A 17,057-nucleotide genomic window follows, 5' to 3' on the forward strand; every position below is an offset into this window, starting at 1 on the left:
CCTTGTTACGCTTTGGTATCCACAGGTTCATATCCCGGCTCTGCGGACGGCGGTACATAGACCGGCCCACCGATGTATTTGATAATGACATCAGGCTGCTGGGTCACTGTAAATTCGATATTGCCTGGTGTAAACTCGACATTGCCGCTGTTCATACGCCAGTCAAAATTCAGTTTATCCATTTCATATCGGATGTTGAGTTCCCCTGCGTCCCATGTGATATCCGGGCCGGTCGACGGCAGCCATTGCATCGCAAAATCTGTGTTGACCTGTTGCGATTCCATGGCAAACCGCGAGATCATTTCTTCCCCAATCTTCGCTTCCAATAACAAATCGCCTCGTCTTGCATAGGTCGCCGTTGTTTCATAGACTTTCTGCTGCCCACGCTGCGCCGCTTGTTCGATGCTGCGCATCGCCGTTGGGGTCACAGAATTCCGTGCTTCGAAAGTGTCAATGTTTAGCTTGATTGGCTTGCTTTTGATCTTCAAGCCACCGGTATCTCTTGAAATCTCTAAATCAACCGTAGAACGCTTATACTCCAGCCGCGCATGATTCACTTTCATTTCCAATTCGATTGGAACTGTTTTAATTTCAATCAGCCGCTCCATACAGCACTCACTCCTATTATAATAAATTCACAGCAATATACCCTCTATTGTAGCGTTTGCTGTAATTTACAATCTACATACGTTTCCCCTACGTACGTTTGATTGGATTAACTCATATAATCCAAGAAGGATTGCGATAGAATCTCATTGCCAACACGCAGAGCCGCATTATAGCTATACTGTGCATATGCAAACGTTGTTAACGCATCTGCCAAGTCCACGCGATCCAACGATTCATATTGTTCGACCAATGTATCCCCTGTTGTGGCCAAACGTTTGTCGTTGGATTTCAGGAACTCTGCACGACTTTCCATTTCACTGTGGTTGGTGATGTACTCGCTATACGATTCCTGCATCTTACCAAAAAGTTGATCTGCTTCTTCTTTCAGAGCAGGAGACAAATTGCCATCTGTATCAGCCTGAGAGTAAATTGCACCCAACTGGGAGATAATCGAAATGACGTTGTTGGGAACGCCTTCTTCGTCGACACCATACCCTGTTAAGCCGATACCGGAAATGGACGAATTGAACGCAGTGGATGGAATGACTTGCTCATTTTCATCCAACTCAAAGCCCAGTCCAACATCCACATAAGTGGTTTCGCCAGCCATGGACTTTAACTGTGCCAGCATGTCTTCATCCTCAGTATCCACCGGTATATCCCGAAAATATAATTGTCCATCTTTCAGTGAAAACGGTGCATTATCTCCATCGGCCCCTGCAAAAATAAACTTATCCCCATATTTTGCATTCAGGGTCTGTACCATCGCTTCCGCCGTACTGGTCAGAGTCTGACCCAATGCTTTCAGGCCGCCACCAGACGGCGGATTGCCTGCCTGCATTGCTTGCGACAACGCATTGTTATATTCATTGTCGAACTCCTGCAAGCTGCTGAAAGCTGCTTCAAATTTACTGATTGCACTACTGCTGGTTTCCTGCTGTGCCTGATTCCGGGCATATGCCGAATGCACGCGATACGACTGCGTAGCCAGCGCCGGTGCATCCGAAAAAGAATTAAACCGGCGGCCATTGGTTAGCACCGTATTCATGGACTGATACATATTGCTGGTCGCGCGCGCCAAATGCGATCGATAGGTGCGCAGAGAACTATTTGTTGTAACTCGCATTGCCATTGGATTGATCTCTCCTTCTATTAACGTCCAACAATGCCCATGCCATTGATTACTTTATCCATTGCTTCATCCAGGGTGGTCATCAATCGACAAGCGGCGGCAAATGCCTTTTGATACGTCATCAGATTGATGCCTTCGTCGTTCAGGTCAACACCCGATACCGAATCGCGGCTGTTGTTCAATTCATCTGCCGATGTTGCATAGGTATCATAAATCGCGGCTGTTGTATTGTAATCCGAACCCAGAACGCCCTGCATATTGGAATAACTGCCTTCGATGGTGCCCTTGTAAATCGAGTCCATCGAAACATTAGATTCAATTTTGCCTTCAGATATAGAAATATTACCTTTAGGATCTACAATTTCGAGATTGGTAATGACATTGCACAGCGAATCTTCATCACCATCGGCAGAAATATCAAGATGACCCGTTTGGTTCTGAATAGTCAAGAAATTGGCATCCTGCATTTCCTTACTACCCTTAATAGCAGTTTCCAAATTTTTAAGAGTTGATGCGGCATCTGTTCCTGCAAAAAAATCTACTGTTACAGTGTGCTCCTGGTTCATACTATCAATGTATGTAATTTGGGCCGTTAAGGAATCTCCATCATGTGCTCCATTGCCGTAGGTAATCTGACCGGTTGCAAAATTTGTACTATTATCACGTACAATGTCAAATGCCGTATATACATGTTCTGCATTGAGTGCATTAAGGAAACGTCCCAAGTTGTCATTTTGGGTTGTCTGATCGGGAGATGTGGTAATCGCTGCAACCATCTGCGTTTCGCCGCTCATCCACTTGCTGGAAAGGGAAATATTGCTCGCAGTAATGGTTTTTGTGGGATTGTCCGGATTGTCATCTTCTGCCACAAAGAGATAGCCCGCCTTTTTATTATCAACAAGGTTACCGTTTTCGTCCACACTTTTCAGCGGCTGTCCATCCGGTCCGGTTGTGTTAATACGGTTCATTTCGGTTGCAAACTTATTCGCCAGCATGTCCAGCGACTTCATGTAATAGGGAATACCGCGAGTATCCACTGTGCCATCTGCGGTAAATTCACCTTCACCGACCAGCATCTGGCGGGTCGATTCCAAAGCACCGTATCCAGACCCCTCTGCAATCACTCCCTGGTTGGAATCAACCGCTTCCGTTCGTTTTGTGCTTGCAAAAGTAATGTCGCTTCCACTTAAATCAATACCAGTAATCTCGGCAGCGCCTGCACCTGTTCCTTTGGATGTCAACAGGAACCCATGATCTCTCGCCGTTAATGTGAACAAATTCGACAACTCAGAATTTTTTCTAATTTCCTCATTGAGCTTCTGCATCGTAGCCTTTCGCGCTGCTTCAATTTGCTCCGCAGTCGCATCAGCAGCAAGTGGTGCCACTTCAAAGAAAATATCTTGCTTATGCACTGCTCCAGCTGCATCTTTATATGAAATTGTAATAGTCTGGGGTCCGCCCGCTGAGCCAGGCTCAATATTTATACCACTTGCTTCAAAAGAAAATTTCGTATTCGAAATATAATCTTTTCCATCCGGGCTGAAGAGTTCACCAATATTGAGCAGAAGGCGATCGTTCGCAACATCATTTCCGTTTTTATCTTTGATCATATCCGGCAGGGTCACTTCTGCACGATAGATGCCGTCAATGAGTGTCTGTCCCGGCTTACCAGTTGCGTTGTCAACTACTTTGATGGTAAGTTTTTCAATTTCAAATCCAGCGCCGACATCTTCTGTACCATACGTCACGTCGATCTTCATATACTGCGAAAGGTCGTCGATCAGCAAGTTGCGCTGGTCGCGCAGTTCCAATGCTGAGTCGCCATTGATGTCTGCCACACGAATCTGCTCGGTAAGCTTTTGGATGCGTTCCAGCGTTTCATTCAATCCATCGATGTCCTCTTTATAAGAGTTCATCACATTTTCGTAAGCCTCTTCCAGCTTACCGGCATTCAAATTCAGCAGCTTGCAAAGTTCTTCTGCCGAAGAGCGTACCAACGTATCAAATTCCTGCTCGTTGACGTTGTTATCCTGCATCAAATCCGATATACGCTGGTATAATTCCTGCAGCTGTTCGGTCAGGCCGGATTTATTGACGTCATTGATAACGCTCTGGATCTGTTCCAAACTGCTCAGGAGCGCATCGGTCGAACCGACGCTGGACATTTCCTTGCGGAAACGAATGTCCAGATACGGGTTGCGCAGCTGCGAAACGCCGGACATCATAACACCCTGTCCAACGCTAAAGACATTATTGGAACGATAAATCCCCGACCCATTGGTCACGAAGCTATACTGGTCCAGTTGCTGGCGCGTATAGCCTGGGGTGTTAATATTTGAAATATTTTGTCCGGTTACATTCAGGGCAAACTGGCTGGCGATCATGCCCATACGTGCGACCGAAAATTCACCAAAAGTTGCCATTTCAGGCTGTACCTCCTTAAATCGACCTACCGGGTTTATGCGCGGAAATCGGTATGTGCGCCATTGGATGACGCTGGCTGCTGCTCTACCTGCCGCGGATCAATTCCCATTTTTGTCATCATATTTTCCACTTCATACAAACTGCATTCCAGTGCCGAACGAGCAACCTCTGCCGCGCTCTGCATCACACGATACTGCGCCTGCAATTCTTCCGCCGTCTGCTTCACTTTGGGACGGGCTTCTTCATCTGAAACTTTACCCGGCAATTCCGACAGCTTCACGCCTTCCAGTCCCAACTGCTGCTGCACCTTTTCGCGCTTTTGATCGATGTTGCGCAGGGTCAGGGCCAACACATTTTCTTTTTTCATACATTCGCCCAATGCAGTCAGGTCATCGGTATGGACGGCCGAGGCCACATCTTTCTGGACCGCTGTCAGTTGTGTCAGGGTCTTGGTCAAATCTTGCATCAACTGGATCAGGCCATCGAATTGGTTGCTCATGTGTGATATCCTCCAAACAACATAATCTGCACAGCCAGCTCATCAATGGAATACGAATAGGTACCGCTTTGGACCTGTTCTTTCAGCTGTGAGATGTCTTCCGATTGATGCGTACGCACCTGCTGGGACAGCCGTCCTGCCAGCTCTTTGGCAAAGCGCTGTTCCTCTGAGGCGGTATATGTCAATTCCACACGGTCGTACTGTCCAGCCCGGACCGTACGTCCTTCATTAGATTCCGCCTGCATGCGTGGCATCTGAAGAGGGGTTATGCCTCCTGGTTTTTGAATCATCATTGTATCAACTCCTCCTTAGGTTTAATGCCGCGCTTTCACTGAATCGAGCAGCGGAAACCATCACCATGTTGATATTTACACTATCGGAACAGATGCAAAAAAAATAAGCGATACACAATAATATTTTTGTCTATCGCCTATTTTTACGATGAATTGTCCAGTTTACCGTCGCAAACTGCTTAAGTGACGTACGACGACACCAGCGATCGACTCGCAGGAAGCCTGCTGCTCGACCGCACCAATATTATACGCAACCATGGGCATGCCATACACGACGCACGACTCTTTATCCTGGCCGATGGTAAAGGCGCCGCGCTTGCGCATCTCCAGCAATCCTTTGGCGCCATCGCTGCCCATGCCAGTCATGATGATGCCGACCATGTGGCACTGGACGCTTTGCGCCATGGACTGGAACAGCGCATCCACCGAGGGACAATGCCCGCTAACTTTGGGGCCCGGCTGACAGGATACCGTATACCGCGTGCCCGTACGCACGACGCGCATCTGTTTGTCCCCAGGCGCGATCAGGGCGCAGCCCGGCTGGATCACATCGCCATTCTCTGCCTCTTTGATATGCATGGGACAGTTCCGGTCCAACCGCTCGGCATACATTTTGGTAAATCCAGGCGGCATATGCTGAACGATGACCATGCCCGGCGTATTGGCCGGCAGACGTTTGAGTACTTCCAATGTCGCTTCGGTGCCGCCGGTGGACGCGCCCAAAGCGATGATCGTTTCGGTCGGAAGCCCGCTCATGTGCAGCGGCGCAACGTTCGACGCAGCGGCCACCGCCGATGCCACGGCAGAACGCGCCATCGGCTTGCGCACCCGTGCACAGGAGGCGACCACGATTTTATTGGCCAAATTTTGAATAAAGTGGTCATTGTTCATGACCTTGCCATCCGGCTTGCGGACAAAATCCACAGCGCCCACGGCCAAAGCATCAAATACCCGCAGGTTGAGCGAAGAAACCAAAATGATCGGAATGGGATATTCGGGCAAGATGCTCTTGACGAACTCGATCCCATTCATACCCGGCATCTCGACATCCATGGTGATCACATCCGGGTGGAGCAGCGGAATCTTCCGCCGAGCATCCATCGCGTTGATGGCTTCGCCCACCACCTGGATATTCGGATATTTGCTCAGTCCGGTTTGCAGCATTCGACGCGCCAGCATCGAATCATCTACAATCATGACCCGTATCTTTTTCGAAGATAATGCCATCTTTCCCATCCTTTCAAACTTTAATCCTTCCGGAAAGTTGCCGGACGGAGCATTCGGTAAGGGCTGTCTTTGCTGATATTCTCCGAATGACCAATCAGCAGATAGCCGCCAGGATTGCTTGCATTATAAAACCGCTGGATGAGCGCATCCTTGGTCGGCTGGTCGAAATAAATCATGACGTTCCGGCAAAAGATCACATCGAATTTTAGCTTAAACCGGATGGGGTCCATCAGGTTAAAGGTGCGGAAAATTACGTTGCGGCGAATTTCCGGGGTCACGGTATACATACCGCTGCCATCCTTGCGCTTGACAAAATAGCGCGTACGCCAGGACGGCGGGATATCGACCGGCAGTTCATAAGACGGATCCTTGGCCTGAGACAAAACCCGCTGCGAAATATCGGTTGCCAGAACGCGGGTATCCCAGGCCCCGGCATTGGCCCCCAGATATTCCTTGATGCACATGGAAATATTGTAGGGTTCTTCGCCGGTCGAACAGCCTGCGCTCCAAATGGACAGCACTTTTTTGCGCTCATTTCGTTTGGTGATATCGGGCAGGATCGTATCCATAAAGAACTGATAGTGATCCTTTTCCCGCATAAAATAGGTATAATTCGTCGTCAGTTTATTCAGAAGGAGTTCGATGTGTTCCTTATCTTTTTTCTTCAGGAGATCATCGACGAACCCCTTAAAATCATGATAACCCTGTGCTTGTAATGTTGCCGAAAGACGACTGTTGATCAGCAACCGTTTTTGCTTCAAGTTAATGCCGTAATTATCTTGAACAAAACGGACAAGGCGATGAAAATCCGAATCGGATAACTGCATCATTGTGCAAACGCCCTTTCTATTTTTGTGATCCCGCCCAATCTTGGCACTTTCTTCAATCTCCAAGCAGGAGCGGACAATCGAGCACCAGCATGGTGCCGGACTTATCCGGCATTGCCGACATACCCGACACATATTTTTGCGCGTTGTGCGAAGGCACCGGCAAGATCGTGTCCACCGGAATGTCGATGATCTGGCACACCGTGTCCACCAAAATGCCGATCTGCATCTCGTTGACATTGAGGACGATGATGCAGTCATTGTCCGCGGGGGCAATGTTCAGCCGCATCCGCATATCGAGCAGCGGAATGGTCTGTCCGCGCAGATTGATGATGCCCCGCACATACGGCGGTACCATCGGAACACGGGTGATCGGATAGTTGGTAATGATCTCCACAACGTCTTCTACCTGAATGCCGAACAGAAGGTTTTCGGTTCGGAAGGTTACAAATTTGCGGGTGACGACCTCTTCGGCTGCATTTCCGTCCTGAAACGCACGCTGCTGGTCCTCGGTCGCAAACATCATATTTTCATCAGCCATTGTCATTCACTCCTTTTCCATCGCCGACCGGTTCTCAATATCCCTTAGAGGGTTCCAGCAAGCTGGATACATCCAAAATCAAGCTGATATTGCCGTCGCCCAGAATCGTGCAGCCCACAATACCGGCGTCCTTGATGCCAAAGTTATTGAGATAGCTCGGGAGCGGTTTGATAACGACCTGCTGCTCGCCCAGCAGTTCATCGACAAACAGGCAGTACGATGTTTCGCTGGTTTCCACCCAGACGAAGATGCCGTCTGCTGTGGTCGCGGCATTGGATTCCAAGCCATACAGTTCGTTCAGACGCAGCACCGGATAGAAATGGTCCATCTTGTTGATCATTTCGCCTTCCATCGCGTCGTGGATGATGTCTTCATCGGTTGCCTTGAACGACTGCCGGATATTCTGAATCGGAATGGTAAAGATCGAATCGCCGACCGAAACTTCCATACCGTCCATGATCGCAGTCGTCAGCGGAATTTTCAAGGTGGTGCAGCTGCCCTTGCCTTCTTCACTGCTCATGATCACAACACCGGCAACCGCTTCAATGTTCTTCTTTACAACGTCCATGCCGACGCCACGGCCGGAGAACTCGGTCACTTCGGTGTTCGTCGAGAAGCCCGGCATCATCAGGAAATTGATGATCTCACGCTGGCTGTAATCGACATCCGGGTTGGCCAGGCCCTGACGAATGGCCTTTTGGAGTACGGCTTCATAATTGACGCCCATACCGTCATCCTGGATCTTGATGATGACCTCACTGCCAGTGTTCTGAGCCGACAGGATGATCTCGCCTTCCGGGTCCTTGCCTGCGTCAATACGCATCTGCTCATTGGGCTCGATGCCATGGTCCATCGAGTTACGGACAATGTGCATGATCGGGTCGCTGATGGCGTCAACGATGGTCTTATCGATTTCGGTGTCCTCACCAATGATGGTCAAACGGGCACGGCGGTTGAGCTTCTGGCCCATATCGCGCACGATACGGCGCATCTTCTGGAAGGTACCCGAAACCGGCACCATGCGCAGCGACATGGAAATGTCCTGCAATTCGTCGGTCAGTTTGCGCAGCTGACGGGCCGACTTATTGAAATTATCCAGCTTGATGCCATCGAGGTTGCGCAGGTCCGGAGATGCCGTAACCATGGCTTCGGTGATGACGATTTCGCCGACCACGGCCATGAGCTGGTCGAGCTTGGACAGGTTGACGCTGATCAAACTCTGCTTGATCTGATGACCGGTGTTTTGTTGGGCGGCCGGTTCGGCCTTTTTGCTCGGCATCGGGCTGGGAGCCGGCTGTTCCTTGGGCTTTTCTGCCTCGACCGGAGCCGGTGCCGGTGCTGGAGCCAGGGCCGGCGCAGCCTCCTTGGGCGCTTCCGGCTGCGGAGCGGATTCGACCGGTGCTGCGGCACGGTCGATTTCCTCGTAGTTCTTGACAAAGCCCATGCCGGTAATGACCTGAATCGCGATCTTGCGTTCCTCATCGCTCGCGAAGTGCATCATAAAGCCCTTTTCAGCAATTTCGGCCGACAATTCGCTGTCATTTTCCAAGCCCTCGGGCTCATAGATAAAGTCCTGGCAATTTTCTTTGACATCGTTGACAACCATGAAGGCGCGCAGGTTTTCCATGCCGCAGCCTTCGTCCAGGAAGACACGCAGCGAATAGGGATGGGCCGGATCGCCGATCGCCGGTTCTGCGGTGTCTGCCGCAGCGCCCGCGGCAGGCTGTGCCGCAGCTTCGGTTTCTGCTTGCTTATCCTTCTGAATTTTATCAACGAATGTGTTAATTGCCGATAGAAAGCTGTCGATATTCTGAGAAAGGGACTCGCCCTTTTCAATCTTTTCGACCTGGCTACGGAAATAGTCGATCGATTGGAACAAGAGATCAAACAACTGCGGACGATCCTGCTCCGGGATGATGTCCATCGTTCCTTCGCGGATGAGGTAAAACAAGTCCTCAATCCGATGCGCGATCGTCATCAGCGGTTCGAATTCCATCATGGCAGCCGACCCTTTCAGGGTGTGCATGATACGGAAAATCTCATTTACATCATCTTGGGACAATGTATCCGCTTGTTCTGCGGTCAGCATGATATTATCAAGCTGCTCCAGTAATGTATTAGTTTCGTATAGATACATTTCCAGAACGCTGTCGCCATTATTTCCCATATAGTAACGCCGTCCTTTCAAAAATTTGCACTGTTCTTTGAATAAAATCGACCAAAGACCGTACAAATTAAGGCAGCGCACAAAACATTGCTTAATTTTTCTAGGAAACGAGGCTTTGCTATGCCAAATATCACGAGCGTCACCAACCCCGCCCCGGGGCAGGACTCCAATACATACCGCTCTCCAATCACCCCAAACGATACGCAAATCAAGAATATCCCCGATCCTACGCGCGTTAGCCGGACCGATGCGCGGACCGACCGGCAGGATACCGCGTCCACCGACGTGGCGCGGCGCTATGATTCGTACTTCCAGTCTTTTTTGCAGTCTTTGCGCTCTTCCGGCACAGTCACCGACCTTCTGGCCCAGTTTTTGATTGCCCGTCCGGGCACGCTTGTCACGTCCGGGATGACGGCGGGCATCAGTCAGGAACTGGCGCAGTTTTTGCAGATGCTGCAAGTCGGCCCCGAAGAATTGCTGGACCTGCTCAAAGGCGAACTGTCCACGTCCGGGCGGTTTACCGGCCCGCTCTTTAACACGCTGCGGCAGGCCATGCGGCAAAATCCCTCGCCCGGCCTGCAAAACAGCATCCTGCAGTTTCTCAAGACCTACAACGATTTTTCCTCCACCCCGCACATCGAGCAAAATCTGCTGCGATCCATCCGGCAAATGTCCTGGTTCATGCCGCAGCGGTTCAGCGAACCGCTCTCCGATCAGCTTTCTCAGCTGGAAAACCTGATCGGTCAGGGCAACCGAGCGGGCGCGCTCAGCTTGCTGCAAAACACGCTGGTGCCCTATATGGGGGATTATGTATCCAAGATGCACGACCGCGGCATTGCCCGCAGCCTGCTCAGTCTGGTCATCCTGGACATCGCGCGTTACGCCAACGGTTCTCCCCAAAATCTGTTGCAGTCGTTCTATCAGCTTTTGGGGTATTCGGCCCTCAAGCAGGAATTTGGCAACTTAAGCAGCAGCGAACTGCTCAAACTGCTGCAAGACAATGCATCTTCTTTCCAGGAGACCAACCACGCGGTCTCGGACCAGCTGGCCCAGCTTTCTTCCCGCGCGCTGCGCGGCGATGGCGGCGCCGATCTGCGCCAGACTTTCCAGGCGCTGGTCGACTCGGTGCTGGTCAACCAAAGTGTATACATGCCGCTCGCCCACGCCATGCTCCCGGTCGAAATGAATGGGCGCATGATGTTTTCCGAACTGTGGGTCGATCCGGAAGCCGAAAAAGAATCCGGCCGCGAAGGGTCGGAAAAATGTATGCGGCTGCTGCTGAAATTCGACGTGCAGGATCTCGGTCTTTTTGACCTTATCCTGACCTATCGCGACGATACCGTCGATGTTTCGCTGCATTGTCCGCCCCATCTGGAGCGCTTCTCCGACCTGTTTGCGCAAAAGATGGAATCCTTGGCCGAAAAGGAGGGACTGCATGCGGCCTCCATCCGCGCCTCACCCATGGCGCGCCCCTTAACCATCTCGGAAGTATTTCCGAAAATCTTTGAAAGGAAGGACAGCATCAATGTCACCATATGACCAAAGCCGCAAAGCTGTTGCGTTGCAATATGAAAACGGTTCTCCTGCTCCGGTGGTCGTTGCCTCGGGCATGGGATACCTTGCCGAAAAGATCGTCGAAGTCGCGGCAGAAAACGGCGTGCCGGTCTATGAGGATACTTCTCTGGCGACCATGCTTTCCCAACTCCAGCTTGGACAGGAAATCCCAGAGTCCCTATATCGCTTTATTGTGGATATCTATGTATATTTTCTACATTTTGATCCCAACAATCCGCAGAAACAGCGTATTCCCCCCTCCCCGGCAGAAAAGGAGCAAGAGCCATGATTCATCGTGCACAACAAGATAAAAAGTTTGTGATCCTAAACGATCAGCATGAGCCGCTGGCCAGCGCCACGCTCATCAGTCAACAGGGGCAGGACCGTATCTTTGAGCTGACTTCTACCCCGATGTGCAATTTGCAGGAGTTGCCGGCCATCAATGTGCTGAGCATCAACTCCCCCGAATTTATGGCCTGGCGTGGACGGGTACAGGGTTTGCGGGAGGACCGGTTGTATTTCCGGGCCGATGAGCGGATCGACTCGCGTCTGCGCCGTCATCTGCGCATCGAAATGGCATTTCGCAGCCATATCTATCCGGTCAAAGGTTCCGGACCGCGTCTGCCCATCGTCAGCAAGGATATCAGCTGCGGCGGCGTTGCTTTTTATAGTTCGGTCCCCCTTTCGGTGGGCCAGACCTATGAGATCGCCCTGCCCTGCACCGAACCTCCGCTCCTCGTGAAGATCGAGGTGCTGCATGTTCTTTCTGCAGAGCAAAAACTCTTCGCCTGTCAGTTTTGCGATCTGCTGCCACAGGAGGAGGCGATGATCCAGGAATGTATTTTCGAATATGATCTACATCATCATGGTGCTTAAAGCATCCAAAATCTACAAGCAAAGGTGTTGTAAACCATTATGAATCACGCGATTAAGTTTCTGGCTTCTGCCGGGAAGCGTGCCTGTGCCCTGCTTTTGTGCACAGCCATGCTGTTGGGTATCCTGCCCACCCTGCAACCCGAAGCCCAGGCAGCTTCTTCCACGCAGCAGCTTTCACTCGATAAGCTTGTTTCGTGGAACATCATGCGCGGCGACCAGTATGGCAATCTGGAACCCAACCGCGCGATCACACGCGCCGAATTTGCCAGCATGCTCAACCGCACGTTTGGCTACACCAAAACCGGCGCACAGCCTTTCCGCGATGTTGTGACCAGTGACTGGTATTATGACGATATCAGCATTGCGTATACGGCAGGTTACTTCCAGGGTACCTCCAAGACCACGGCATCCCCGAATTCGACCCTGACCCGTGAAGAGGCTGCGACTCTGTTATGCCGCAACCTGATGCTCCAGCCGCAATCGGGCGAAGATCTTTCCTTTACCGACAGCCGGCTGGCCAGCAGCTGGAGCCGCGGTTATATCAAGGCTGCTGCCGAAGAAGGCATCCTGCTGGGTGACCCGGAAGGCACGTTCCGCCCGCTCGATAACATCACCCGCGGCGAAGTTGCGATCATGCTGGTGCGTGTCATCGGCACGCCGATCCAGTCGCCTGGCACTTACTCCAACAGCGTTGCAGGCAACCTGATGGTTTCCTGCTCGGGCGTTACCCTGGAAAACATGACGGTCACCGGTGACCTGTATATTACCGGCGGCGTCGGTCTGGGCTATGTCACCCTGAACAATGTCAAGGTGTATGGTAAGATCATTGCCAGCGGCGCCGGCGAAAGTAACAAGGGCGATTGCAGTATCATTTTGAAAAACAGCTATGCCCCGGAAATGATCGTCGACAGCCCCAGCAATCAGTATGTGACCATCCGTTCGGTCGGCAGCACGGAAATTGGAAAAGTGTACGTCCGTACCGATACCTATTTGGAAGGCAAATCCAGCGGGGATTATGGCTTCCAGTTCATCCAGGTCGATGGCGAGGAAGGCACACAGCTTGACCTGGCCGGCAATATCCATGAAGTCATTACCCTGACCCCGAAATCCAAGATCAATGTCGGCAGCGGCACAGTCGAAAAGATGACCATCGACGAACAGGCCGTAGGCTCGACCGTACGCATCGATCAGGGTGCGGTGGTAGAAGAACTCAATCTGGATACTGCAACGACGGTATCTGGCAAGGGTGACATCGGCACCGCCAATATCAATGCGCCGGGTTGCGTCATCGAAATGCTGCCCGATATCATCAACATCCGTCCGGGTATCACCGCGAATGTCGATGGTACGATCATGGACAATACGCTGGCACAGCAGATGTCCGATAAGCCGCGTATCCTGAGCGGTTATCCGCGTATGGACGATATTGCTCCCAACCAGGCAACCGCTTCGTTTATGACCAATAAGCCGGGCAAGCTGTATTGGGCAGTCCGTCTGAGCGGCGATGGCGCCTTTACCGCCAGCGACCTGATCGAACCGCCCTCCTATGGCGGCAAAATCGTCAAGAGCGGCAATCTCTCGGTGAAGGATGCCAACACTAAGCTGTCGCAGAAGATCTCCGGCTTGCAGATCGATACCTCGTATGTCTTGTCGGCGGTTCTGGTTGACTCGCGCGGCGATTACAGCGTGGTCAAGAGCGTCTACTTCACGACCCCCGATAACAGCAAGCCTGCCTTTGCATCGGGCTATCCGAAGGCCAGCACCATTGAAGATACTTATGTTGACTTTGATGTCGCGACCACCAAGACTTGTACGCTGTATTGGGCGATCTACAAGAAGGGCATGCCGGCTCCGACGGCTAATGACTTTAAGGATGGCTCGCTGAGCGGCGCGATCGATTCGGGTACGCTCAAGATGATCCGCAGCGAAGAAGACAACATCCGCATGGGTTCGGAAATCGAAACCGCGAAGGAAGCTTTGGAAGAAATGACCGAATATGATGCTTATTTCTTCCTGACCGATAGCATCAACGATTCTTCGGTCACCAAGGTTTCGGTCAAGACGGCCGACCGTACCCCGCCGAAATTCCTGACCAACTATCCGCGCATCAGCAAGATTCAGGCAAAGTCCCTGACCGGCGAAGGCGCAATCAATGAAGACGGTAAGGTTTACTGGGCGGCTGTAAAGCATGGTACTGAGTACCCGGTTCCCAATACGGGACTCACCGATGATGAAGCACGCGAGCTGGATAAGAAACTCCAGATCAAGGGCGGCATGTACGCGCTTGCCAATGGTTCGTTCTCCGCCAAGGAAAACACCGCGCAATCGTTCAATATGAACAATCTGGAAGCTGAGACGGCTTATGATATCTATTTTGTTGCGGAGGATACTTCCGGAAACCTGTCTACGATCGAGGTCATTAAGAATGCCAAGACGCTGGACAATACAGCCCCAGAGCTGATTGAACTGCGTTTCTCACAGGCAAATGATGAAAATATCCCCTTGGCGGATACCGATATCACACTGGTATTCAGCGAGGATATTTACAGCGCAGAGACCCGTATGTCACTGGTTGAGATGTACGAATCGGATGAAACCGAATTTGCTGTTTCCGGTAGCAGTACCGGAGAAAAAACTTCTTTAAGAGACATCATCGATGGTATGTTCACCCTTAACAATTTGGACAGCACCGACCCTATTAAGAAATGGACGATTGATCTTGGCGATGACGTGCTCGATAAGACCAAAGTAAAAATCGAACTCAACGATGAAGGCCAGACCGAAGTGACTTTTACTAGGGATGCACTCAATCTTCTTAGCGGCACCAATTATCAGTTTGTTCTGAACTTTATCTCGGACTCTTCCAGCAATACGATGGGCCGCGATACCAAGAGTGAAGTATTCCGCACTTTGGATGCGCAAGTCGATTTTACCAAATTAACAGAGGTATCTATCGATCCAGACAATGGCCCCCTTATCGATGCGTCGTTCTCCATGGTTCCCTATGCAGGTAGCACAGAAAGTGCCTCGAAAGATACACGCTACGATGTTCTCATTGCATCGGATACAACCATTACCTTTGAGCTGTATTCGCGTGAACGAGGAGAGACTGATTGGAATAAAGTTCCCAATGGTGCGAATCCTGACAATCCTGACGAACCGCTGTCCATATCGCATGACCCTAACAATGAAGATTGGACTGCTATCAGCCTGAATAACTCACAGGGGTTAACCTTTAACCAATTTCCGAAGCTGTGGGAGATGCCTACCGAAGGATATGAATATGCTATCGTCTTGAGAAGCGTGAATCAGGAATCGAATCCTGAAAAATGGGATGCTACTATTAATATTAAGGCCTTCTGTGTTGCTGGGGCTGCCGGCGAGTTAAATAACTTAGTGGGTGGTTACATTACATCTTCTCGATGGGAAAGCGAAGTTGTGCAGCAGCGCAAGGTGTCTTCTATTGGTAGTCCGGCTGACTTTAACATCGAGATCCGCCGTGTGAACCAAACTCCACCGCAATTTGTTGACACCTATCCCCAAGCCGAGCCCGGCGACTCAGTTACCAAGATTAAGTTCCAGCTTGATCGCAGCGGTAAATTGTTTTACGTGGTAGCACCGAAAACACAGCTGGCTCCGACAAAAAATGGTCAGCCGATTGAAGAAGCTAAAATTTATAACATTGGCGATCCTAGTCGCCATGAGTTTCTCCCCTCGGAAGATTTAGGTATCACTTATCCTAGCCAGTCCAGTATTGTAAATCAATACTTCCCAGGTGAGGACTTCCGTTCAGGTATCATTAGCTACGAATATGGAACCGGTCAAGCTTCGTTCTCCATTGAAAACTTGAAACCGAATACTCCATATTATATCTATTTTGTCCTGCAAGGCAGTTATAAGGATCCTTCCTATGTACATTGCTATCAGTTCACTACCGGAGACGTTGTTTCGCCTGTTTTGACAGCTCGTGGCGAAGGGAACGGCGATGCATCTTATACCATTGCTCCCGCTAAGGGCGAGACACGGGTAGAAGCAGATACCGCTTGGATGCTATATCCTTATGTTAATGAGTTATATCCGGAGGAGTTCCAGCAAATTATCGATGAAAAAGTTACCGAAGATCCCGAAGAGCTAGAGGCTCTGTGGAATCTTTTGATCAATCCACAGGATGGCAGTACATCTATGATACAAGCTGGCAAAGAACCTGTCGAGGCAACTACATCCGGTAAAAGAGTTAGCAATTTCATTAACACCGATTTGCTGGAAATGAACAATACTTATGTTTTGTTTGTTGGTGCAAAAAATGTTTTAGGCGGACGCCCTGTATTTAAGGCCGTTACGAATATCCGCCTTATCAATATGCAGGGTCCCCAAATCGTTCGAATCTCAACTGGCAATAATAAAAGTTCAAACCCGGAGAAATATTTTTCCGGTACTGTCGGCATCCTATTTAGTCCTGCATTGCGTGTCCAAGCTGTAGAGGGAATTCAACTGTATCCATTTAGTGCGAGAAAAGATTCCTTAGATAAGATATCTTCTGATGGAACAATAACATTTGATAGTGTTTCTGAATCACAAATTACAGTGTCTCTTGGTGCATTCGCAGACGGCGAAACATTTAATATTATCCCGCGCACAGTAAGAAGTGCTGGAGAAACGATTGCCGTCAAAAATCTATTCTATTCTCCAGATGGCTTTGCTCGCGATTCTATCTTAAGCTTCAGAATGAAAAAAACGGTTGCTGATGATGGAAACGTATCGTGGAATTGTGTTATTAATGGCGGTTCCTTCGATGGCCAGACATCGGAAACCAACCCTACGCCGTAATCTTTCACACATCTCGCAAAATAAACCTTCAGCGTAAAGCTGAAGGTTTATTTTTTGCAACAAAAAAGAGTGGAAGGATAC

General features: G+C 50.3%; 13 protein-coding genes. 4 read left to right on the forward strand and 9 right to left on the reverse strand.

Annotated features, from left to right (window positions below):
- Nucleotides 1–5: 5 nt before the first annotated feature.
- The 9 genes from EFB11_RS09170 to EFB11_RS09210 form a co-directional block, all read right to left on the reverse strand.
- Complete coding sequence (locus EFB11_RS09170) at nt 6–608, reverse strand: DUF6470 family protein (protein WP_122789947.1); 603 nt, start codon at nt 606–608, stop codon at nt 6–8.
- A gap of 107 nt (nt 609–715) precedes the next feature.
- Nucleotides 716–1,741, reverse strand: a complete 1,026-nt coding sequence (locus tag EFB11_RS09175) for a hypothetical protein (protein ID WP_122789948.1) — start codon at nt 1,739–1,741, stop codon at nt 716–718.
- Nucleotides 1,742–1,761: 20 nt separating this feature from the next.
- Nucleotides 1,762–4,164, reverse strand: a complete 2,403-nt coding sequence (locus EFB11_RS09180; protein ID WP_122789949.1) for a FlgK family flagellar hook-associated protein — start codon at nt 4,162–4,164, stop codon at nt 1,762–1,764.
- A gap of 35 nt (nt 4,165–4,199) precedes the next feature.
- Complete coding sequence (gene flgN / locus EFB11_RS09185; protein ID WP_122789950.1) at nt 4,200–4,664, reverse strand: flagellar export chaperone FlgN; 465 nt, start codon at nt 4,662–4,664, stop codon at nt 4,200–4,202.
- Nucleotides 4,661–4,957, reverse strand: a complete 297-nt coding sequence (locus tag EFB11_RS09190; protein WP_122789951.1) for a flagellar biosynthesis anti-sigma factor FlgM — start codon at nt 4,955–4,957, stop codon at nt 4,661–4,663. Before EFB11_RS09190 ends, flgN begins: the two co-directional genes overlap by 4 nt.
- 162 nt (nt 4,958–5,119) lie before the next feature.
- On the reverse strand, nt 5,120–6,184 hold the full coding sequence (locus EFB11_RS09195) for a protein-glutamate methylesterase/protein-glutamine glutaminase (protein ID WP_122789952.1): 1,065 nt from the start codon (nt 6,182–6,184) through the stop codon (nt 5,120–5,122).
- 20 nt (nt 6,185–6,204) lie between these two features.
- Nucleotides 6,205–7,014 carry a CheR family methyltransferase gene (locus EFB11_RS09200; protein WP_122789953.1) on the reverse strand — a complete coding sequence of 270 codons (810 nt, stop codon included), beginning with the start codon at nt 7,012–7,014 and terminating at the stop codon, nt 6,205–6,207.
- Between the two features lie 52 nt (nt 7,015–7,066).
- Nucleotides 7,067–7,552, reverse strand: coding sequence for a chemotaxis protein CheW (locus EFB11_RS09205; protein WP_164706697.1), 486 nt, complete (start codon nt 7,550–7,552; stop codon nt 7,067–7,069).
- Between the two features lie 34 nt (nt 7,553–7,586).
- Nucleotides 7,587–9,719, reverse strand: coding sequence for a chemotaxis protein CheA (locus EFB11_RS09210; RefSeq protein WP_122789955.1), 2,133 nt, complete (start codon nt 9,717–9,719; stop codon nt 7,587–7,589).
- 120 nt (nt 9,720–9,839) lie between these two features.
- On the opposite strand from EFB11_RS09210, the gene EFB11_RS09215 reads away from it, so the two are divergent.
- Genes EFB11_RS09215 through EFB11_RS09230 form a run of 4 tightly spaced genes read left to right on the forward strand, consistent with a single transcriptional unit; the run spans nt 9,840 to nt 16,976 of the window.
- Entirely contained in the window at nt 9,840–11,258 is a 1,419-nt protein-coding gene (locus tag EFB11_RS09215) for a hypothetical protein (RefSeq protein WP_122789956.1), read from the forward strand.
- On the forward strand, nt 11,245–11,562 hold the full coding sequence (locus EFB11_RS09220) for an EscU/YscU/HrcU family type III secretion system export apparatus switch protein (RefSeq protein WP_122789957.1): 318 nt from the start codon (nt 11,245–11,247) through the stop codon (nt 11,560–11,562). The genes EFB11_RS09215 and EFB11_RS09220 overlap by 14 nt, the downstream gene beginning before the upstream one ends.
- Complete coding sequence (locus EFB11_RS09225; protein WP_122789958.1) at nt 11,559–12,149, forward strand: PilZ domain-containing protein; 591 nt, start codon at nt 11,559–11,561, stop codon at nt 12,147–12,149. The genes EFB11_RS09220 and EFB11_RS09225 overlap by 4 nt, the downstream gene beginning before the upstream one ends.
- A 39-nt stretch (nt 12,150–12,188) precedes the next feature.
- Entirely contained in the window at nt 12,189–16,976 is a 4,788-nt protein-coding gene (locus EFB11_RS09230) for an S-layer homology domain-containing protein (RefSeq protein WP_122789959.1), read from the forward strand.
- Nucleotides 16,977–17,057 lie beyond the last annotated feature (81 nt).

It is taken from the genome of Intestinibacillus sp. Marseille-P6563 (genome assembly GCF_900604335.1).
Taxonomy (GTDB): Bacteria; Bacillota; Clostridia; order Oscillospirales; family Butyricicoccaceae; genus Butyricicoccus_B.